Source organism: Phenylobacterium sp. (assembly GCF_046590535.1).
GTDB lineage: Bacteria > Pseudomonadota > Alphaproteobacteria > Caulobacterales > Caulobacteraceae > Phenylobacterium.
The window spans coordinates 1-19572 of record NZ_JBKJTG010000175.1; the positions used below are offsets into that span (position 1 = coordinate 1).

17 protein-coding genes are annotated in these 19572 nt (G+C 69.7%); 3 read left to right on the top strand and 14 right to left on the bottom strand.

All coding sequences use genetic code 11. The annotated features are described in order from the left end of the window. The 6 genes from ACLL81_RS10470 to ACLL81_RS10495 form a co-directional block, all read right to left on the bottom strand. Positions 1-1641: TonB-dependent receptor domain-containing protein (locus ACLL81_RS10470; RefSeq protein WP_411288286.1), on the bottom strand; the 1641-nt coding region annotated here is incomplete at its 3' end. Positions 1642-1749: 108 nt separating this feature from the next. Further along, complete coding sequence (locus tag ACLL81_RS10475) at positions 1750-2892, bottom strand: thiolase C-terminal domain-containing protein (protein ID WP_411288287.1); 1143 nt, start codon at positions 2890-2892, stop codon at positions 1750-1752. Between the two features lie 5 nt (positions 2893-2897). Beyond that, on the bottom strand, positions 2898-3305 hold the full coding sequence (locus ACLL81_RS10480) for a Zn-ribbon domain-containing OB-fold protein (protein WP_411288288.1): 408 nt from the start codon (positions 3303-3305) through the stop codon (positions 2898-2900). A 101-nt stretch (positions 3306-3406) separates the two neighbouring features. Further along, positions 3407-3790 (bottom strand): hypothetical protein, encoded by a 384-nt coding sequence (locus ACLL81_RS10485; RefSeq protein WP_411288289.1) that lies wholly within the window; start codon positions 3788-3790, stop codon positions 3407-3409. Further along, positions 3787-4812: a phosphotransferase family protein gene (locus ACLL81_RS10490; protein ID WP_411288290.1), complete on the bottom strand. Its 1026-nt coding sequence runs from the start codon at positions 4810-4812 to the stop codon at positions 3787-3789. The genes ACLL81_RS10485 and ACLL81_RS10490 overlap by 4 nt, the downstream gene beginning before the upstream one ends. Beyond that, entirely contained in the window at positions 4809-6089 is a 1281-nt protein-coding gene (locus ACLL81_RS10495; protein ID WP_411288291.1) for a cytochrome P450, read from the bottom strand. The genes ACLL81_RS10490 and ACLL81_RS10495 overlap by 4 nt, the downstream gene beginning before the upstream one ends. A gap of 95 nt (positions 6090-6184) precedes the next feature. Between ACLL81_RS10495 and ACLL81_RS10500 the strand changes: the two genes are divergently transcribed. Next, positions 6185-7267 carry a hypothetical protein gene (locus ACLL81_RS10500; protein WP_411288292.1) on the top strand — a complete coding sequence of 361 codons (1083 nt, stop codon included), beginning with the start codon at positions 6185-6187 and terminating at the stop codon, positions 7265-7267. Here ACLL81_RS10500 and ACLL81_RS10505 read toward each other — a convergent pair whose 3' ends face one another. From ACLL81_RS10505 to cpaB, 6 genes are read right to left on the bottom strand one after another with little or no spacing between them, the layout of a single operon-like run. Continuing rightward, entirely contained in the window at positions 7268-8215 is a 948-nt protein-coding gene (locus ACLL81_RS10505; protein WP_411288293.1) for a type II secretion system F family protein, read from the bottom strand. 4 nt (positions 8216-8219) lie between these two features. Then, on the bottom strand, positions 8220-9179 hold the full coding sequence (locus tag ACLL81_RS10510; protein WP_411288294.1) for a type II secretion system F family protein: 960 nt from the start codon (positions 9177-9179) through the stop codon (positions 8220-8222). Positions 9180-9182: 3 nt separating this feature from the next. Continuing rightward, a complete protein-coding gene (locus tag ACLL81_RS10515) occupies positions 9183-10568 on the bottom strand; it encodes a CpaF family protein (protein WP_411288295.1) in 1386 nt (461 codons plus the stop codon). Beyond that, positions 10568-11737, bottom strand: a complete 1170-nt coding sequence (locus tag ACLL81_RS10520) for a CpaE family protein (RefSeq protein WP_411288296.1) — start codon at positions 11735-11737, stop codon at positions 10568-10570. The genes ACLL81_RS10515 and ACLL81_RS10520 overlap by 1 nt, the downstream gene beginning before the upstream one ends. A 25-nt stretch (positions 11738-11762) precedes the next feature. Next, positions 11763-13112 (bottom strand): type II and III secretion system protein family protein, encoded by a 1350-nt coding sequence (locus ACLL81_RS10525; RefSeq protein ID WP_411288297.1) that lies wholly within the window; start codon positions 13110-13112, stop codon positions 11763-11765. A 2-nt stretch (positions 13113-13114) separates the two neighbouring features. After that, the gene (gene cpaB, locus ACLL81_RS10530; protein WP_411288298.1) at positions 13115-14056 is read right to left on the bottom strand and encodes a Flp pilus assembly protein CpaB; all 942 of its coding nucleotides are present in this window, start codon (positions 14054-14056) and stop codon (positions 13115-13117) included. Between the two features lie 186 nt (positions 14057-14242). Between cpaB and ACLL81_RS10535 the strand changes: the two genes are divergently transcribed. Both ACLL81_RS10535 and ACLL81_RS10540 read left to right on the top strand, forming a co-directional pair. Further along, positions 14243-15178, top strand: a complete 936-nt coding sequence (locus ACLL81_RS10535; RefSeq protein ID WP_411288299.1) for an aldo/keto reductase — start codon at positions 14243-14245, stop codon at positions 15176-15178. Next, positions 15179-16390, top strand: a complete 1212-nt coding sequence (locus ACLL81_RS10540) for a CoA transferase (protein WP_411288300.1) — start codon at positions 15179-15181, stop codon at positions 16388-16390. Here the strand turns inward: ACLL81_RS10540 and ACLL81_RS10545 are convergent. Beyond that, a complete protein-coding gene (locus ACLL81_RS10545; protein ID WP_411288301.1) occupies positions 16387-18291 on the bottom strand; it encodes an acetyl/propionyl/methylcrotonyl-CoA carboxylase subunit alpha in 1905 nt (634 codons plus the stop codon). The genes ACLL81_RS10540 and ACLL81_RS10545 overlap by 4 nt on opposite strands. Further along, positions 18291-19572: carboxyl transferase domain-containing protein (locus tag ACLL81_RS10550; RefSeq protein WP_411288302.1), on the bottom strand; the 1282-nt coding region annotated here is incomplete at its 5' end. The genes ACLL81_RS10550 and ACLL81_RS10545, both read right to left, overlap by 1 nt.

The following is a 19572-nucleotide window of genomic DNA, read 5'->3' on the forward strand; positions in this document are numbered from 1 at the left end:
GTCGAACACGCCGGTCCCGCCGATGAAACTGTCGTCGGCAAAGGTCGGCGACTGTCCAAGATTTGTGACGGCGGCGCGCTCGTTGCGGCCGCTGAACTCGATCCGCTCCCAGCGGAAGCCCAGGTCGACGCGAAGCTGCTCGGTGATCCGCCATTCGTCGGAGGCGTACAGCGCCACGGTGTTGGACGAGGCCTCGGCGTTGTTGAACTGGGTGCCGTAGCGCGAGAAGCCGCTCTCGGTGAAGGTCGCCACCACCGTTCCGGCGGCGTTCAACGCCTGCAGGTTCAGCAGCCGCGCATTGTCCTGCACGTCGATCAGCACCGCCGATCCCCGCTGCAGGAACGTCTCGTCGGCGTTGGCGTAATAGACCCCCAGGGCCAGGTCGTGCGACTGGGCCCCAACGTCGAACCGCCGCTGGAGGCGCAGGTCGTTGATCCACTCGTCGAGGGTGATGTCCTGCTGGCGCACGAAGGCGTCCATCACCAGGCCGGTGCCGTTCTGGCCCGCCACGTCGAAGGCCTGGCCGCCGTTGACATAAGTCAGCTGGCCGCTGGTGGCCCCGAGCGCGGCGGGGACACGGGCCAGATCCTGGGCGATCCGCGCCGCCGCCAGGATCGGGGTGTTGGGGAACAGCGCCGCGCGGGTGAAGTCGCTGGTCTTGTAGCGAAGGCCCTCTTTCAGACGCCAGCCCCCCAGCTCCAGCTCGGCCTGGAAGGTGTACTGCGTCAGCTTCACATCGGAGCCGCGGGTCTGGTCGAAGTTGAACGGCCCGCGATTGGTGCGGAAGGTCAGGTTGGCGGTTTCCGGCCCGGCCAGGGTGCCGTAGTTGGGATCGAAGCCCGGGACGGCGGCGGTGTCGCCATCGGCGCCGAAGGTCAGCGGTATGCCCAGGTAGAAGATCGAGTTGTCGTCCACGTGCTTGACGTTGACGTCCACCGACCCGCCGGTGAAATCCCGGCCGATGGAGGCGCGGATCTGGCCGCCCTCGTTGGCGGTGAAGCCCGGCTCACGGATCCCGTCGTCCCTGCGATAGAAACCGCCCAGGCCCACCCGGAACCCGGCCACCGGCCCGCCCACGAAGGCGTCGCCGCGGTAGAGGCCGTAGTCGCCGACCTCGGCCTTCACCAAGCCCTCGAACCGGTCGGTCCCTTTGCGGGTGATGAAGTTGACCACCCCGCCCGGCGCATACGAGGCGAAGATCGAGGACGGGCCGCCGCGCACCACCTCCACCCGCTTCGTCGTCTCGTCCAGGCGAAAGGCGAAGTCGGTGTTGAGAAAGCCCAGGCCGCCGTCGTGCTGGATCGGCAGGCCGTCTTCCTGCAGGGCGATGGCGGCATAGCCCTCGATGGGGATGCCGCGGGCGCGGATGTTGGCCCCGCCGACGCCGCCGGAGGCCTCCTCCCAGAAACCGGGGACGTTCTTCAGCACCTCGGCCACGCTCACCGGGGCCTGCAGGCGCAGCTTCTCTTCCGAGACGGTGGTGATGGCGTAGCTGGCCTGCACCTTGCGCTGGGCCGTGGACCCGGCCCGGCCGGTGACGATCAGCTCCTCGACGGTGGCGTCGGCGTCGCCGGCGGCCAGGGCGGGCGAGGCGGCGGTGAGCGCGCAGGCCGCAGCCGCGGCGAACAGGAAGGATTTCATGGAACGGCCCCCAGACTGGATGTCTGGGGGCCGCTTAGCGCCGCTTGTTATCGGATCGGCGACGGGCCGGTATCAGTTATGTTGCGGTGCGCAAAGGACACAGTCCGCTCACGGCGCCTCGTTGGAGAAGATGATCGTGCCGGACGAGGCGAACATGCCGCCCACCCCGTGGGAGACGCTGATCCTGGCGTCCGGAACCTGGGCCGGGGCGATCCCGCGCAGTTGCCGCACGCTCTCCTGAAGCGCGTACATGCCGTACATGCCCGAGTGCATGTAGGACAGGCCGCCGCCGTTGGTGTTCATCGGCAGCTTGCCGCCTTCGGCCGTGTTCCGTTCACGGACGAAATCCTTGGCCTCACCAGGCTTGCAGAAGCCCAGGTCCTCCAGCCCGTAGAGCGGCAGGTGGGCGAAGGCGTCGTAGATCATCAGGTGGTCCACTTCGGCGTGGCTGATGCCGGCTTCGTCGAAGGCCTTCTTGCCGGAGACCCGGAAGGCCTTCGAGCTGTTGAAGTCCTCCATCTGGCTGACCAGCGGGGTCTCGACGCTCTCGCCCGTGCCCAAGACGTAGATCGGCTTTTGCGGAAAGTCCTTGGCCCGCTCGGCGCTGGTCAGCACCAGCGCGCCGCCGCCATCGGTCACCAGGCAGCACATCAACAGCCGGAACGGCCAGGCGATCATGGTCGAGTTCAGCACATCGTCGACAGTGATCGGGTCCTTCATGGTGGCGCGCGGGTTCTTCGCCGCCCATTCGCGCTGCACCACGGCGACCATGGCCAGGTCTTCCTCGGTGACCCCGTAGGTCTTCATGTAGCGAAGCACCGGCAGGGTGAACATGGTCGGCGGGCTGGTCACCCCATAGGGCATCTCGAACTGACCCATCAGGCTGGAGGCCGAGCGCCCGAAACCGCCCGCGCCAACCCGGGAACGCCCGGATTCGCCGTGGGTGATCAGGATGGTGGAACAGAGCCCCTCGTTGATCGCCGCCGCCGCATGGCGCACGTGCAGCATGAAGGAACAGCCGCCAACGCTGGTGCCGTCGGCCCAGGTGGGGGTCACCCCCAGGTAGTGGGCCAGTTCCACGGGGCTGATGCCCGCGCAGGCGACGCCATCGATGTCCGAGGGCTTGAGGCCGCAGTCGGCCAGAGCGTTCAGGGCGGCGTCGGCGTGCAGGCCGATCACCGACTGGTCGGGAATCCTGCCCATGCGGGTGGTCTCGGCGGCGCCTACGACCGCAACGGAATTGCGTTTCATGGCGGCTACCCCTTCGCCGGTTCGAAGAAGGGAAGGGTGATGTCGTCGGTCTGCTTGGCGAAGGTGACCACCAGCGGCATGTCCAGTTGCAGAGCCTCAGGCGTCTGCGGGCAGTTCACCACATTGGTCATCATCCGCGGGCCTTCCTCCAGTTGGACCACTGCGATGGAGTGCGGCTCGGTCCCCATGTCCGGGCGCGGCCGGTGGTTGATCACATAGGAATAGAGGATCGCCCGGCCGCTGGCCGGATAGATCTCAATCTCGCGCGTGCCGCAGGCGGGGCAGAAGGCCCTGGGCGGAAAATAGCTCTTCGAACAGGCGGTGCAGCGCTGCAGGCGAAGCTCGCCCTCGCGGCACCCATCCCAGAAATGCCGGGTCTCCGGCGTGGGCTCGGGCAACATCCTTGGTGGCATGAAATGAATCCCTCAAAATAAGGCTGTGCAGAAAAGCCGAGCCGGCGCGGCTTGTCACGGCGTTCTTTCCTCCCCCTTCCCCGTAACCGGGGCAGGAAGGCCTAGACCGGGGAGTTCGACAGCCTGCGCCGCTCGGTCGATGCGGCCAGTTCCGCCCAGATGGCGTCCAGCCGGGGCTGGTCGCCGGCCAACTCGGCGGCGATGTGGGCGGCGATCAGGCCGCGGCGGAGGCGGTTGTTCGCGCCCTTCAACATGGAAAGGCGCAGCTCGCCGTCCTCGCCGTCCTCGCCCAGCAGCGCCCGGATCGCCCGGTTCTCCTCCACGAGATTGTGCGCGGCGGCGTCCCAGCTCTCTGTAGCCATGCTCAGGAGCGCGGCGGTGAGGCCGAGCGTCGCGGCCCGCTCGCCGTCGGGAATGCCGGGGACGGCGTTGCGCATCAGCACCTGGGCCAGCTCCGCCAGGACTTCGGGGACGTCAGGGGTCATAGGCGGTCCATGACCTTCAGCATGGCGCGTTCCTGGGCATTCATCAGCCACCAGGCGGGATAGGCCATGATCGGCTCGCGGGCGCCCCCGCGCCAGGCGCCGGCGCTGCCGACCCAGATGCCCTGGCCCTTGACGCAGTTGAACAGCACCCACCAGGCCAGCGCCGCCGGCTCGGCGGTGAGCCCGCTGGCCCGTTCCCACATCTCAACGGCCTGCGCCTGTGGGATCAGCCCGCCGGCGAGCCCCTGCCTACCGAACGACCACACCGGATTGAACCCCCAGGCCAGGTCCTCCAGCGGATCGCCCAGGTGGGCCATCTCCCAGTCGAGAACCCCGTGAATCTCGCCGGCCTCGTCGAACAGGAAATTGCCGGTGCGGTAGTCCCCGTGGACGACGCTCAGCTTCTGGGCGGGCGGCGGCGGGTTGGCCCGCAGCCAGCGGATCGCGGCGCGGGTGATCGGCATCGGCTCGGCCTCGTCGCGGTCGAGGATCGCCTCCCAGTGATCCAGTTCGCGCCAACCGCAGGCGTTCAGCGCCGGGGCCGGCATCACCTGCGTGAGCCCGAGCACCGCCGGATCGGCCCGGGCGATGTCGCCCAGGATCGACCACTTGCGCTCGGCCAGCCTTCCCAGGACGCCGTCGTACGGCCCGGCGAACAGCACCTGGGGCGAGGCTTGGAAGCCCACCAGTTCCTCGGCGATGAAGAAGGGATGGTCGAGGGCCCCTGAGCCTTCCTCCAGCCACAGCATCTCGGGCGCGGGCACGGCGGAACCCGCGAAGGCGCGGTAGGCGGCGAACTCGATGCGCCGCTCGGTGTCGATCAGGCTGGCCGGCGGGTCGCGCCGCAGGATCAGGCGGCGCTCGCGGACCCCGTCGTCGTCGGTCCACCGGGCGCGAAAGCGATAGGTCTCGCGGCTGGCCCCGCCGGAGATGCGCTCAAGCCCCTCGACGGCCACGTCGCGGGCCTGCGGCATCCGGCCAGCGATATAGGCCGCCAGGCGCGGCTCCAGCGGGTGGGTCACGCGTCCAGGCGAAACTTGATCGGCAGGCGCTTGGGGCCGTTGACGAACACGGCCTCGCTCAGCGCCGGCGTCCCCGCTAGCTGCAGTTCGGACAGCCGCGGGATCATCTCCTCCCAGAGGATGCGCATCTCCATCTTGGCCAGGTGCTGGCCCAGGCAGAGGTGCGCGCCATAGCCGAACGCCAGGTGCTTGTTGGGCTTGCGGTCCACCCGAAAGGCGAACGGGTCATCGAACACCGCCTCGTCGCGATTACCTGAGGCGTAGCAGAGCATCACCCAGTCATTGGCCTTCAGCGCCTGGCCGGCGAACTCGGTGTCCTCGGTCACCGTGCGCATGAAGGTCTTCACCGGCGTCGCCCAGCGGATCGATTCGTCCACCAGCCCAGGGATCAGCGAGGGGTCGGCCTTCAGCTTGGCCAGCTCCCCCGGGTTCTCGGCCAGAGCCCACATGGCGCCTGCCGTGGAGGATGAGGTGGTGTCGTGCCCGGCGGTGGCGACGATGATGTAGTAGCTCATCGCCTCCAGATCGGAGATTGGCTGGCCATCGATCTGGCTGTTGGCGATCACCGTGGCCAGGTCGTCCTTGGGGTTGGCTCGCTTCTCCACCGACAGCGCCCGGAAGTAATTGGAGAAATCGACGATCACCCCGAAGTCGAACTCCCGCTCCGCGGTGGGCGTGCCGCCATCGCGGCCCAGCTCAGGGTCCGCGGCGCCGAACAGTTCCTGCGTCAGCTTGAGCATGCGGCCCTCGTCGGCCTCCGGCACCCCCAGCATGCTCATGATCACATGCAGCGGATAGTGCAGGGCCACCGCGCTGACGAAGTCGCAGGTCCCGCCGGCAGCCGCCATCTTGTCGACGGCGGCGCGCGCGATCACCCGGATGCGGTCCTCCATGCCGCGCAGGTTCGGCGGCATGAACCAGGCCTGGGTCAGCGCCCGGTACTTGGGATGATCCGGCGCATCCATGTGGATCAGGGTGCGCAGCAGGTGCGGGCTGCCGCCCATCATCTCGCGGACTTTCTTGTCCACCGCCTGGGTGGTGATGGTGGGGGAACGGTCGCCGTTGTGGAACAGGGCGTTCTGCCGGCTGATCTCCAGGATGTCCTCGTGCCGGGTGGCCACCCAGAACGGGTCGACGCCCTCCACGATCGCCTGGCCGAACGGCTGGTTGGCGCGCAGCCAGCGGTAGGCTTCGTTGACGCGGCCGTCGGCGAAGGCGGCGGGGTTGACCAGGGTGTCGGCGACATCCTGCGGGATGCGGTGGTCTGCGGCGGTCATGATGTTCATCTCAGCTACCCCTCCCTTGTGTTCTGATCGCCGTTCACTTGATACTGACGCTCGGCCAACGGCAAGGCCAAGGACGAGGGGGCGGCATGCTCAGCAAGGGCGACGACTACCCGATCCACCAGACGCCGGAGCCGATCGCGTATGCCGGCTCCGACCGCAACTTCTACGACCGCTACTTCTTCAACGGCTATTCCCCGGACGGCCTCGACTTCTTCGCCGTCGCCTTTGGGGTCTATCCCCACCTGAACGTCGCCGATGCCCACCTGTCGATCGTCCGCGACGGGGTGCAGCGCTGCCTGCACGCCAGCCGCATCCTCAACATGGAGCGGATGGACCTGGTGGTGGGACCCATCCGCATCGAGGTTCTGGAGCCTCTCCAGCGCCTGAAGGTCACCGTGGAGCGCGCCGAAGGCCTAGCCTGCGAGCTGACCTTCGAGGGCCGCGCGTTCCCCATCGAGGAGCCGCGTTTCACCAAGCGCATCGGGCCGCGCCTGTTCATGGACTACACCCGCCTCACCCAGAACGTGCGGGTGGCGGGCTGGCTGGAGGTGGATGGCGAGCGGCGCGAACTCGGCCCCGGCTGGACGGGCTCGCGCGACCGATCCTGGGGCATCCGCCCGGTGGGCGCGCCGGACACCCAGGCCACGCCGGGCGCCGGCCTCACCGGATTCTTCTGGCAGTGGACGCCGATCAATTTCCAGGACCGCAGCGTCTTCTTCCACGTCAACGCTGACCCTGACGGCAGGCCCTGGAACACCCGCGCGGTGATCCTGCCCGACGGCTCGGGCCCCGATGCCGGCTGGCACGCCGAGGCGCCGCGCATGGAAGAGGTGACCCTTCGCCAGGGCACCCGCCACGCCGAGCGGGGCGTGCTGAAGATTCCCCTGGCCGACGGCGAGGTCAGCATCGCTCTCGAGCCCGTCACCACCTTCCTGATGCGCGGCATCGGCTATGGCGGCGAATGGCGCCACGGGGCTCTGAAGGGTGAGCTGGCGGTGGCCCGCGAGGACATCGACCTGGCCGCCATCGACATGGGCGCGCCGGAGAACCTGCACATCCAGGCGATCTCCACGGCGGTGATGCAGAGCCCCGGCGAGCCGGACCGCTCCGGCGTCGGCGTCTTCGAGCAACTCATCGCCGGCCCGTACCGACCGTATGGCTTGGGGTGACTACTGCGCGCTGAACACGTGGATCAGGCGAACCACCGCCGGCAGCATCAGGGCGCCCAGCAGGCACGGGAAGATGAACAGGATCAGCGGCACGGTCAGCTTGGCCGACAGCGCCAGGGCCTTCTCCTCGGCCCGCAGCATCCGCTTGGCGCGCATGTCCTGGGAGAATACCGAGAGCGTGTCGCCCAGGCTGGTGCCCATCTCCTCGGCTTGGCGCAGCATGGTGGCCAGGGCCCGGGCGTCGTCGATGCCCAGGCGGTCGGCGAAGCCTGACCAAGCCTCCTTGCGCGAGCGTCCCGCGCGCAACTCCAGCACCAGGAAGCGCAGGTGGACGGTCAGGTTCGGATAGCGGCGGGCAAGCTCGTCGGTCACCCGGGTGACGGCGGCGTCCAGGCTCAGGCCTGCCTCCACCGAGGCCACCAGCAGGTCCAGCAGATCGGGGAAGCCGTCGGCGTATTCCCGCTCGCGCTTGACCCGGCGGGTCTTCAGCACCTGGTCGGGGCCGAGGATGGCCAGGCCCGACAGCACGGCGGCGACGATCAGCCCGCCCATGCCCTTGCCGCCGGCCACCAGAGGCAGGGTCAGCACGACGCCAACGGTGGCGAAGGCCAGGGCCGCAGCCTTGGCGCCCAGGAAGATCACCGGAGCCTCGCGGTTGTAGAACCCCGCCTGCATCAGTTTGCTGCGCAGCAGGGAGAGCTTGGCCGGATCGCGGACGGCGCTCTGCTGGCCCAGCCGGCGCACGCCGGACAGCAACTGGCCGCCCACGCCGAACCCAGAGGTGCGCGCGCCTAGGCTGTGCAGGCCGGCGCTGGGCGTCAGGCGCTCGCGCCGCACCGCGCGCAGGCGCATCTCCTTGACCCCAATCCAGGCCAGGCCGCCGCCGGCGGTCAGCAGCATCAGCGTGCCCGCAATGGTGATCAAGGTCTCAAGCTGAAGCAGGGTCATGAGGTCACAGCCGCATGTCGATCATGCGCCGCATGACCAGGTTGCCGAGGAACATCCAGAAGCCCAGCACGCCCAGGCCCATCTGCACGAAGGGCTCGTGGATCACGTCGCCGTAGAAGTTGGGCGAGGAGATCATGATGAAGCCCAGCGCGATGAACGGCGCCAGCGTCAGGATCAGCGCCGAGGCGCGGCCTTCCGAGGAGGCGGCCTTGATCTTCAGGCGCATCTTGTGCCGTTCCCGCACGGTGGACGCATTCAGTTTCAGCAGGCCGGTCAGGTTGCCGCCGGTGCGCTCCTGTAGCCGCACGGTGGCGGCGAACAGGTCCACGTCCGGGTGTTGGCAACGCTCGGACATCCGCTCGACGGCCTGCTCCAGGGTGGCGCCATAGGCGATCTCGTCGGCGGCCATGCCGAATTCCGAGCCGATCGGGTCGACCATTTCGCGGCCGACGAGCGCGATGGCGGTGGGCACCGGGTGGCCAGCCTCCAGGCTGCGGATGATGACCTCCAGGGCCTGTGGGAGCTGGTGGCCGAGGGCGGCGGCCCGGCGCCCGGCCTTGAACTTCAGGAACATCAGCGGGGCGACCGCGCCCCCCAGCACCAGGCCCGCCAGCGCCAAAATGGGCTGCTTGGTGAGCATCAGCAGCGCCGCGGCGCCGGTGAGCGCAGCCCCCGCCACATAGGTCAGCCACTTGCGCTGATCGTAGACCAGCCCCGAGGCGATGATCATGTCGGAGAGCCAACGCAGCCGCTCGGCCCGTCCGCCCGCCGCGGTCAGACCCCGCTGCTTGCGCAGCTCCACCACCAGAGCGGAGATGCCATCCACCTTATCGGCCATTTTCAGCCGCTGGTTGACCCGCCGCTTCTGGGTGGCGACGGCAACAAGGCCGATCAGCCCCTGCGCCGCGGCGAACACCGCGGCGAACACCAGGATCATGAACACCAGATTTCCGTCGAACGGCATGGCCTAGCTCAACGGCTTGGAGGGGTCGAAATTGGTGGTGTCGTAAGCGACCCCGCGCCGCAGCATCTCGTCCAGGAAGCGGGGCCGAAGCCCGGTGGCCCGGAACTCGCCAAACACCTCCCCGTCGGCGCCGGTGTGGGTGCGGTTGAACAAGAAAATGTCCTGCATCTGTACGACAGATCCCTCCATGCCGGTGATCTCGGTGACGTGGGTCACCTTGCGTTTGCCGTCCGACAGCCGCATCACCTGCACCACCATGCCCACCGCCGAGGCGATCTGCCCGCGCATGGCCTCGTGGCCGATGTTCAACCCGCCCATGGCCACCATCTGCTCCAGGCGGCCCACCGCCTCGCGCGGATTGTTGGCGTGGATGGTGGCCATGGAGCCCTCGTGGCCGGTGTTCATGGCCTGCAGCATGTCGAAGGCTTCCTCCGAGCGCACCTCGCCCAGGATCACCCGGTCGGGGCGCATGCGCAGTGCGTTCTTGACCAGCTCGCGCTGGCGGATCTCGCCCTTGCCCTCGATGTTCGGCGGCCGGGTCTCCAGGCGCACCACGTGGGGCTGTTGCAGTTGCAGTTCGGCGGCGTCCTCGATGGTGATCAGCCGCTCGCCGTGACTGATGGCGGCCGACAGCGCGTTCAGCAGCGTGGTCTTGCCCGAGCCCGTGCCGCCGGAGATCACCGTGGACACCCGCGCCTTCACCGCCCCGTGCAGGAAGTCGGCGACGGCCATGGGCATGGCCCCAAACTCCACCAGCTTTTCCAGGGTCAGGGGCTTCTTGGAGAACTTGCGGATCGACACCGAGGCGCCGTCGATGGCGATGGGGGCGATGGCGGCGTTCACCCGGCTGCCGTCAGGCAGGCGCGCGTCCACCATGGGCTGGCTCTCGTCGATCCGGCGGCCCACGGCGGCGACGATGCGGTTGACGATGCGCAACAGGTGGTCGTTGTCGCGGAACCGGACGGCGGTCAGCTCCAGCTCCCCGCGCCGCTCCACATAGACCTGGAACGGCCCGTTGATCAGGATGTCGTTGATCGTGTCGTCCTTGAGCAGCGGCTCGATGGGCCCCAGGCCAACCATCTCGTCATAGATCGAGGCGCCCAGCTCCTCGAGCTCGGCGGTGTTCAGCGCCATGCGCTCGACCCGGGCGAAGTCGGTCACCGAGCGCAGCACTTCGCGGCGCAGCTCCGTCTCGCTGAGTTTGTCGAGCTTGGAGAGGTCAAGCTCGTCGATCAGCTGGGAATGCAGCTTCAGGCGGATGTCGAGTTCGCGTGACTGCGCGGTCGGTGCGGCCTTCTTGGGCGTGGGCTCCACCCGGGGCGCGGGGGCGGCGGCCGGCGCGTCCGGCGCCGGTGCGGCGGCGGGTTTGACAAGGTTGAAGCGGCCCATCAGGCGGCCCTGGCGGAGGCGGCGTCGCGCCGCGCAGGGGCGGAGGTCAGGCGTTCCACCAGCATCCGCACATCCTTGACGATCTTCGACTTGGGCCGGTGCTGGGCGATCGGGCCGCCCAGGTTGGCTGACGCCGCGGCGGCTTCCCAGTCGGAGCTGATCCCCGCCTCGGCCTTGCGCTGCAGGGCGCGCTCGGCCTCCGCCATGGACGGCGCCGGGCCGAACACCCGGCTGGCCAGTCGGTTCAGCAGGATGCGCGGCTTCAGGCCGGAGCCCAGGGTGTCCTCGATCTCGTCCGACAGCGACCGCGCCGCGATCAGCGCCGGCACGGTGAGCTCGGAGACCACCAGCACCTCGTCGCAGCCGGACAGGGCTTCCAGGGTCCAGGCTCGGCGGTGCCGGGGCATGTCCAGGATCACCCAGTCGTAGGTCTCGCAGGCCACCTCCAGCACGCGCAGCACGGCTTCGCGGGACACCGTGTCGAAGGCGGCGGGATCGCGGACGCCGGCCATCAGGTCCAGGTGCTTGGAGACCGGCGTCACGAAGGCCTGCAGCATGGCCGCGTCCAGGCGGTCGGCGGCCGGTCCGAAATCCGCCAGGCGCATGGTTGGCTGGGCGCCCAGGTATGCGGCCGCGGCGCCGTCGGCGAGATTCAGGTCGATCAGGCAGACGCTGCGCTCCTTTGGCGAGCGCGCCGCCAGGGCCGTGGCGATCTCCACGGCCAGGGTCGTGGCGCCGGCGCCGCCGACGGCTCCGGTCACCGCCCAGCAGCGGCTGTCGCCGGAGGCGCTCGCCGGCGCGGGCAGGGTGCTGGCCAGCAGGGCGACGATGGCGCTGGTGAGTTGCTCCGGCGTGAACGGCGCCTCGACGATGTCGGAATGCGGCAGGCGCATCAGGTTGCGGACCAGACCGGCCGGCAGGTTCTCGCCGACGAGCAGCACCGGCGGACAGGCCCTGGCGGCCGACAGGGCCTTGACCGCCGTGGCCAGGGCCGGCGCTTCCCAGGCGTCGGCGTCGATCAGGACGAGGTCGCAGGCTGTGGACGAGATCGCCTCCAGACGCTCGACCCCGGCCAGCTCCACATGGGCGTCCGCCAGCGGGCCGTTGGCCAGCACGGCCAGCGACCCGCCCAGGGCCAGGATCCGGCGGCCCTGCAGCAGCGAGGTCATGGGAGGATGGGCGGGGGTCATCGGATCACCGGGGCGATACAGTGGGAACCGAGCCCGGCTCGGGCGTGCGGCCCACGGGCATGTCCAGCGCCTTGCCGCGCAGGACCAGGCTGCCGGGCAGGGGCTCGCGGCCGGGCAGGGCGTCGGCGGGCGGGGCCTTGAAGTCGTCGGCTGTGGCCAGCCGGGGCGTCACGATGAACACCAGCTCGGTCTCGCTGCGCTTCCACCGGGAGGAGCGGAAGAGCGCCCCGATCACCGGGATGTCGCCCACCAGCGGCAGCTGACGCAGGGAATTGACGTAGTCGCGCTGGAACAGCCCGGCCACGGCGAAGCTGTCGCCGGACCTCAGCTCCACGGTGGTCGATGCGCGCCGCACGATCACGCCGGGGACGGAGATCCCGCCGATGCGCAGGATGTTGGTGGTGTCGAGCTGGCTGACCTCCGGCTCCACCTGCAGGCGGATCAGGCCGTTGTCCTGGACGATCGGCTGGAAGTTCAGCTTCACGCCATAGGGGCGGAACTCGATGGTGATCTCGTTGTTGCCGTTGGGCACCGGGTACGGGAACTCGCCGCCGGCCAGGAAGCTGGCCTTCTCGCCGGACACCGCCACCAGGTTGGGCCGGGCCAGGGTGCGCACGATCCCCTTCTCCTCCAGGGCCTGCACGGCGATGTCGATGGAGGTGGTGCCGATGCCGCCGGTGAAGGCCAGCAAGGTGTTGGGCGCGGTGTTGCCGAGGACCCCCGAACCGGAGCCCAGCACGAAGCCGCTGTTGCCGGCCTCGACGCTGAAGCCGATGTCCTGCAGGGCCGAGCGGCTGGCCTCCAGCACGCGGACCTCAAGGACCACCTGCTGCGAGGCGCGCACGGTCAGCGCCGTGGTGACGGCGTTGGGAGCGAACTTCTCGGCGATGGTCTTGGCCTTGGCCGCGGCCCCGGTGTTGGACACATTGCCCACCAGCAGCAGGCCCTCGCCCAGGTTGCGCACCTGAATCGGCTCGGACGGCATGGCGGCCATCAGGTCCTGCTGCAGCGAGGCGGCGTCATAGCCGACCCGGATGTCGATCACCTGCTGCAGCCTTCCACCCGGGCCGTAGACCAGGAGGTTGGTGGAGCCGAACTCCACGCCGCGCACATAGAAGCTGCGGTCGGTGGTGCCGACGATCTCGGCGATGTCGGGCTGGGCCACCACGATCTTGCTGGCCGGCTGGTCCAGGCGGAAGGACAGCGACTTGTCCCGGGGCACGGTGATCACGCGGTTGACCGCGTTCTCGCTCTGCATCATCTGGGCCGCGGCGGCGGGCGTGGCCAGGACGAGGGCGGCGGCGCAGGCCAGGCTGCGGATCAGGTTGCGCGGCATGGTGAGGGGGCTCCGCATGGTCAGGCGCCGGTCACGGGCGAGGGCGACCCGCTGGCGACCGCCGCCGGGGCCGCGGCAGGTGTGGCCGCGGGGGCCGGCTCGGGCCGGGCGCGGCGGCGGGTCCCGGCGGCCTCGATGATGATAATCGGGCTGTGGAATACGGCTGGAACGGTGCGGCGCGCCGGCGCGCCGCGGGCGACGTATCGCACAGGCGTGGGGCCGCCCAGGAAGTCACGGGTCAGCATCGGGCCGGTGGCGGCGATGTCCGCCTGTCCGGTGCGGCGCAGCGACAGGGACAGGGCCCCGAGGGTGGCGGCCACCGACAGCTTCTGGGTGTCCGGCACGCTCACCTCCAGGGTGGCGGTGTTGGGCGTCGCGGGCTTGTTGGACGTCAGGTCTGCGTTCAGGTCGATGCCCAGCACGCGGACGTTCTGCAGCACCACATAGGAGATGTAGTTGCGCACCTGGCCCTCAGGGCTCAGGTCGCGCATCAGCACCACGTCCACCCGGTCGCCGGGCAGGGCGTGGCCGCCCACGCCCGAGACGTCGGTGACCTTGATGGTGTAGGCCCGCATGCCCTCGGCGATCTCGGCGGCCACGGAGGGCCGGGCGCCGGGGCCGGAGAGCTTGGCCGGCAGGACGGGCTCGCGGGCCGTCATCGGCGTCAGCGCCACCGGCGCGCCGCCGCGGTCCTGGGCCATGACCTGAGATATGGTGGTGAAGGCGCCCTGCGGGGCGAGATTGCCGGGGATGTGAGCGACGGTCAGGAAGCCGGGCTCCAGCTTCTGGCCGTACTTGATGTCCCTGGCCGCGACCACGATGGGCACGCCGGCCCGCGAGGGCTCGGCCGCGGCGGCGGCCCGGGCGGCGGATGCGTTTGGCAGGACGCTCTTGGCCACGAAGAGGGCGCCTAGACCCAGTACCGCAGAGGCGCCTAGACTGACGATTGTTACGACGCGCATGATCACCTGCTCGCGTGAAAAACCCGTGTTAGTTCGCGAGGTTAACGAGCGGGGCCTTGCGATATCGCCAACAAACGCGGTGAACGCCGCAGCAAGCTTGCCGGAAGGTTAAGCGATGGCGGCGCTGGCCTGTGGCGGCCGCGGTTTGTTAGGCTCCGCGGCTGATCCGTCAACGAGGGACTAACCATGCAGAAGCGCCGGCTGGGGAATTCAGGGCTGAAGGTCAGCGCCGTGGGGCTGGGCTGCAACAACTTCGGGATGCGCATCGACCAGGCCCAGACCCAGGCCGTGGTGGACGCCGCGCTGGAGGCCGGGGTCACCCTGTTCGACACCGCCGACATCTATGGCGGCGCCCAGTCGGAGGTGTTCCTGGGCAAGGCGCTTGGCAAGCGCCGCGGCGACATCGTTCTGGCCACCAAGTTCGGCATGCGCATCGGCGAGGATGAGCGCCGGCGGGGCGGCTCGCGCCGCTGGATCATGCGTGCCGTGGAAGACAGCCTGCAGCGGCTGGGGACCGACTACATCGACCTCTACCAGTTCCACGCCCCCGACGCCGACACGCCCATCGAGGAGACCCTGCGGGCGCTGGACGACCTGATCTCCCAGGGCAAGGTCCGCTACCTGGGCAACTCCAACTTCGCCGGCTGGCAGATCGCCGACGCCGACTGGACTTCGCGCCGCGAGCACCTCAACCGCTTCGTCTCGGCGCAGAACCTCTACAGTCTCCTAGAGCGCAAGACCGCCTTCGAGGTGCTGCCGGCCTGCGAGCATTTCGGCCTGGGGTTCCTGCCGTTCTTCCCGCTGGCGTCGGGCCTCCTGAGTGGCAAGTACCGGCGCGGCGCCCCGCCCCCCAACGACAGCCGCCTGGCCGCCTGGGGGTCCCGCGGCGCCCAGGCCCTGAACGACCGGAACTTCGACAAGGTGGAGGCCCTCACCGCCTGGGCAGAGGCCCGCGACCACACGGTCCTCGAACTGGCCTTCGCCTGGCTGCTGGGCCAGCCGGTAGTCTCCTCGGTGATCGCCGGCGCTACCACGCCGGAACAGATCCGCGCCAACGCCGCCACAGCCGCCTGGACCCTCACGCCGGACGAGGTGGCCGAGGTCACCAAGCTGGTCGCCTAGATGTACGACCTCTTGAAGGGCCTGCGCGTGGTGGAGGGCTCGGCCTTCATCGCCGGACCCACCTGCGGGCTCTATCTGGCGCAGATGGGCGCCCAGGTGATCCGCTTCGACAACATCGCCGGCGGGCCGGACTTCCGCCGCTGGCCGCTGGCGCAGAACGGGTCGAGCCTCTACTGGGAGGGCCTGAACAAGGCCAAGAAGTCGGTGGCCCTCGATCTCTCCCGGCCCGAGGGCCGCGAGCTCGCCCAGCGGCTGGCAGCCGCGCCCGGGGAGGCTGGCGGCCTCTTCGTCACCAACTTTCCGGCCGAGGGATTCCTGGCTTACGAGCGTCTCAAGGCGCTGCGCGACGACCTGATCTGCGTGCGCGTGATGGGCTGGGCCGACGGCGGTCCGGGGGTGGACTACACCATCAACGCCGCGGTGGGCGTGCCGCAGATGACCGGCCCAACCGACGACGACCGGCCGGTGAACCACGTGCTGCCGGCCTGGGACCTGCTCACCGGCGCCTATGCGGCCTTCACCCTGGTCTCGGCCCTGCTGGACCGGCGGACCAGCGGACGCGGGCGGGAAATCCGTATTCCGCTCTCCGACATCGCCGCAGCGACCCTGGCCAACATGGGCATGACCGCAGAGGCGGCCCTGGGCGGCCACCAGCGGGCCCGGCACGGCAACGACCTCTACGGCGCCTTCGGCCGCGACTTCGTCACCCGCGGCGGGCAGCGGATCATGCTGGTGGCGATCACGCCGCGGCAGTGGAAGGGCGTCCTGGCGGTGCTGGGGATCGCCGAGCCCGTCGCCGCCCTGGAGGCCGAGCTCGCCTGCGACTTCGTCGCCGACGAGGGCCAGCGGTTCGCCCACCGCGACCGGCTGTTTCCGCTGTTCGAACAGGCCTTCGCGGCCCGGGATCTGGCGGAGCTGGCGCCGGTGTTCGAGGCCGATGGGGTCTGCTGGGGGCCGTACCAGCCGCTGGAGACCGCCATGGCCGACCCGCGCCTGTTCGCGGGCAACCCGATCTTCAGCGATCTGACCCACCCCAGCGGCCAAACCTACCCCGCCGCCGGCGCCGCCGCCACGATCCCGCAGGACGTGCGCGGCCCCGCCCGCCCGGCCGCGCGGCTGGGTCAGCACACCGACGAGGTGCTGGCCGAGGTGCTGGGCATGTCGGGAGCCGAGATCGCCCGCCTGCACGATGCGGGGATCGTCGCCGGCTAGCTGGCCGTAAGTTTCGCCAGCACGGCGCCTTCGCTGACCTGGGCGCCGACCTCCACCGAAAGCTCGCTCACCGTCCCGTCGAAGGGCGCGGTGAGCGCATGCTCCATCTTCATGGCCTCCAGGGTCAGCAGGGGCTGGCCCTTGGTCACCGTGTCCCCGGCCTTTACCGTCAGGCCGGTGACCTTGCCCGGCATGGGCGAGCGGATCTGGCCGTCGGCGGCGGGGCCCCCGTCGCGGTCCGCCGCGGGCGGATGGCTCAGGAAGGCGAAGGCCTCGCCGGCCTCGAAGACGATGATCTCCCCGTCGTCGGTCAACAGCACCGAGCGCGGCGCCGCGGCGGTTTCCGAGGGGCGGGCCAGCACGGGCTTGCCGTGGAGGAACAGCCTGACCGCGGTCTCCGGCGGGGCGTTCAGCCGGAAGCCGGCCAGCTCCCGCCAGGGCGATGGCATGGCTTCGGACAGCCCGCTGTCGTCGGCGATCATCGCCGCTGCGGCGGCCGCCGCCAGCGCGGCGGGCGAGGGCTCGGCCGGCGCCGTCAGGTCGTCCAGGCGCCTGGCGATGAAGCCGGTGTCCACATCTCCGGCGATGAACGACGGCTCTTCCAGGCAGCGCGCCAGGAAGCCGGCGTTGGTCTTCACCGGCCAGACCTCCACGGCGTCGCAGGCCTGCGCCAGGTCGGCCAAGGCCTGCTCGCGGGTCTCCCCATGGGCGATCAGCTTGGCGATCATCGGGTCGTAGAAGGGGGTGATCCGCCCGCCTTCCTCGACCCCGCTGTCGGCCCGCACGGTAGGCGGCAGGCGGAAGTGCTCAAGCACGCCGGTGGACGGCAGGAACCCTGACGCCGGGTTCTCCGCATAGAGCCTGGCCTCCACCGCGTGGCCGGTGAGGGTGATCTGGTCCTGGGTGAGCGGCAGCGGCTCGCCGGACGCCACGCGGATCTGCCATTCCACCAGATCGAGGCCGGTGACCATCTCGGTGACCGGGTGCTCCACCTGCAGGCGGGTGTTCATCTCCATGAACCAGATGCGGTCGGGGCGCAGGCCTTCGCTGGCGTCGGCGATGAACTCCACGGTGCCGGCGCCACGGTATCCCACCGCCTGCGCGGCCTTCACGGCCGCTGAGGTCACCGCCGCGCGGGTGGCCGCGTCCATGCCCGGCGCGGGCGCTTCCTCGATCACCTTCTGGTGGCGGCGCTGCAGGGAGCAGTCGCGCTCGAACAGGTGGACGACATTGCCGTGGGCGTCCCCGAACACCTGTACCTCGATGTGCCTGGGCCGGGTGACATAGGTCTCCAGCAGCACCCGGTCGTCCCCGAAACTGGCCTTGGCCTCCCGCTGGCAGGAGGCGAGGGCCGCGTCGAAGTCGGCGCCCGCTTCCACCAGCCGCATGCCCTTGCCGCCGCCCCCGGCCACCGCCTTGATCAGCACCGGATAGCCAATTTGGGCAGCTTCCCTGGCCAGGGTCTTGGCGTCCTGGTCCGCGCCCAGGTAGCCCGGGGTCACCGGCACGCCGGCCGCCTGCATCAGGGCCTTGGCGGCGTCCTTCAGGCCCATAGCCCGGATGGCGGCGGGGGGCGGCCCGATCCAGGTCAGGCCCGCGGCCATCACCGCCTCGGCGAAGTCGGCGTTCTCCGACAGGAAGCCATAGCCCGGGTGGATGGCGTCGGCGCCGGCGTGGCGGGCGGCGGCGATGATCTTGTCGCCCACCAGATAGCTCTCGCGCGCTGCGGCCGGGCCGATCAGCACCGCCTGGTCGGCGTCGTGCACATGCGGCGCGTCGGCGTCGGCCTCGGAGAACACCGCCACGGTGGCGATGCCCATGCGCCTGGCGGTGGCAAACACGCGGCGGGCGATCTCGCCGCGGTTGGCCACCAGGATTGAGGTGATCGGGGCCACGGCCATCACATCCGGAACACACCGAAGCGCGTCTCCGGGATCGGCGCGTTCAGCGCCGCGGAGATCGACAGGCCCAGGACGTCGCGGGTCTGGGCCGGGTCGATGATGCCGTCGTCCCACAGCCGCGCGGTGGCGAAATAGGGATTGCCCTCGTCCTCGTACTTGTTGCGCACCGGGGCCTTGAAGGCCTCCTCCTCCTCCAGGGTCCACTTGCCCGCGTCGCGGTGCACGGTGGCCAGGACGCTTGCGGCCTGTTCGCCGCCCATGACGCTGATCCGGCTGTTGGGCCAGGTCCACAGGAACCGCGGGGAATAGGCCCGCCCGCACATCCCGTAGTTGCCGGCTCCGAACGAGCCGCCGATCAGCACGGTGAACTTCGGAACTTCCGCGCTGGCTACGGCGGTCACCAGCTTGGCGCCGTCCTTAGCGATGCCGCCGGCCTCGTACTTCCCGCCCACCATGAAGCCGGAGATATTCTGCAGGAAGACGAGCGGGATCTTCCGCTTGCAGGCCAGCTCGATGAAGTGGGCGCCCTTGAGCGCGCTTTCGGAGAACAGCACCCCGTTGTTGGCCAGGATCGCCACCGGATAGCCCCAGATGCGGGCGAAGCCGCAGACCAGCGTCGTGCCGTAGAGCTGCTTGAACTCGTCGAAATGGCTGCCGTCGACGATGCGGGCGATGACCTCGTGGACGTCATAGGGCGCGCGCACGTCGGTGGGCACGACGCCGTAGAGCTCCTCGGCGTCATAGGCCGGCGCCCGGGGCTCGGCCACGTCCATGTCGATGCGCTTGACGGTGTTCAGGTTGGCCACGATGGCGCGCACGATGGCCAGCGCATGTTCGTCGTCGTCGGCCACGTGGTCCACCACGCCGGAGCGCCGGCCGTGGGTGTCGGCGCCGCCTAGCTCCTCCGCCGAGATGATCTCCCCGGTGGCGGCCTTCACCAGCGGCGGGCCGGCCAGGAAGATGGTCCCCTGGTCCCTGACGATGACCGTCTCGTCGCTCATGGCCGGCACATAGGCTCCGCCGGCGGTGCACGATCCCATCACGCAGGCGATCTGGCTGATCCCCTCGGCGCTCATCCGGGCCTGATTGTAGAAGATGCGGCCGAAGTGGTCGCGGTCGGGGAACACCTCGGCCTGGTGCGGCAGGTTCGCCCCGCCGGAGTCCACCAGATAGACGCAGGGCAGGCGGTTCTGTTCGGCGATTTCCTGCGCCCGCAAATGCTTTTTCACGGTCAGGGGGAAGTAGGCGCCGCCCTTCACCGTCGGATCGTTGGCGACGATC

What these genes read in the sequence shown, in the direction of transcription:
- ACLL81_RS10475 (WP_411288287.1), bottom strand. Translation starts at nt 2,892, where the DNA reads ATGAAACGCAATTCCGTTGCGGTCGTAGGCGCCGCCGAGACCACCCGC.
- ACLL81_RS10480 (WP_411288288.1), bottom strand. Translation starts at nt 3,305, where the DNA reads ATGCCACCAAGGATGTTGCCCGAGCCCACGCCGGAGACCCGGCATTTC.
- ACLL81_RS10485 (WP_411288289.1), bottom strand. Translation starts at nt 3,790, where the DNA reads ATGACCCCTGACGTCCCCGAAGTCCTGGCGGAGCTGGCCCAGGTGCTG.
- ACLL81_RS10495 (WP_411288291.1), bottom strand. Translation starts at nt 6,089, where the DNA reads ATGACCGCCGCAGACCACCGCATCCCGCAGGATGTCGCCGACACCCTG.
- ACLL81_RS10500 (WP_411288292.1), top strand. Translation starts at nt 6,185, where the DNA reads ATGCTCAGCAAGGGCGACGACTACCCGATCCACCAGACGCCGGAGCCG.
- ACLL81_RS10505 (WP_411288293.1), bottom strand. Translation starts at nt 8,215, where the DNA reads ATGACCCTGCTTCAGCTTGAGACCTTGATCACCATTGCGGGCACGCTG.
- ACLL81_RS10510 (WP_411288294.1), bottom strand. Translation starts at nt 9,179, where the DNA reads ATGCCGTTCGACGGAAATCTGGTGTTCATGATCCTGGTGTTCGCCGCG.
- ACLL81_RS10515 (WP_411288295.1), bottom strand. Translation starts at nt 10,568, where the DNA reads ATGGGCCGCTTCAACCTTGTCAAACCCGCCGCCGCACCGGCGCCGGAC.
- ACLL81_RS10520 (WP_411288296.1), bottom strand. Translation starts at nt 11,737, where the DNA reads ATGACCTCGCTGCTGCAGGGCCGCCGGATCCTGGCCCTGGGCGGGTCG.
- ACLL81_RS10525 (WP_411288297.1), bottom strand. Translation starts at nt 13,112, where the DNA reads ATGCGGAGCCCCCTCACCATGCCGCGCAACCTGATCCGCAGCCTGGCC.
- cpaB (WP_411288298.1), bottom strand. Translation starts at nt 14,056, where the DNA reads ATGCGCGTCGTAACAATCGTCAGTCTAGGCGCCTCTGCGGTACTGGGT.
- ACLL81_RS10535 (WP_411288299.1), top strand. Translation starts at nt 14,243, where the DNA reads ATGCAGAAGCGCCGGCTGGGGAATTCAGGGCTGAAGGTCAGCGCCGTG.
- ACLL81_RS10540 (WP_411288300.1), top strand. Translation starts at nt 15,179, where the DNA reads ATGTACGACCTCTTGAAGGGCCTGCGCGTGGTGGAGGGCTCGGCCTTC.
- ACLL81_RS10545 (WP_411288301.1), bottom strand. Translation starts at nt 18,291, where the DNA reads ATGGCCGTGGCCCCGATCACCTCAATCCTGGTGGCCAACCGCGGCGAG.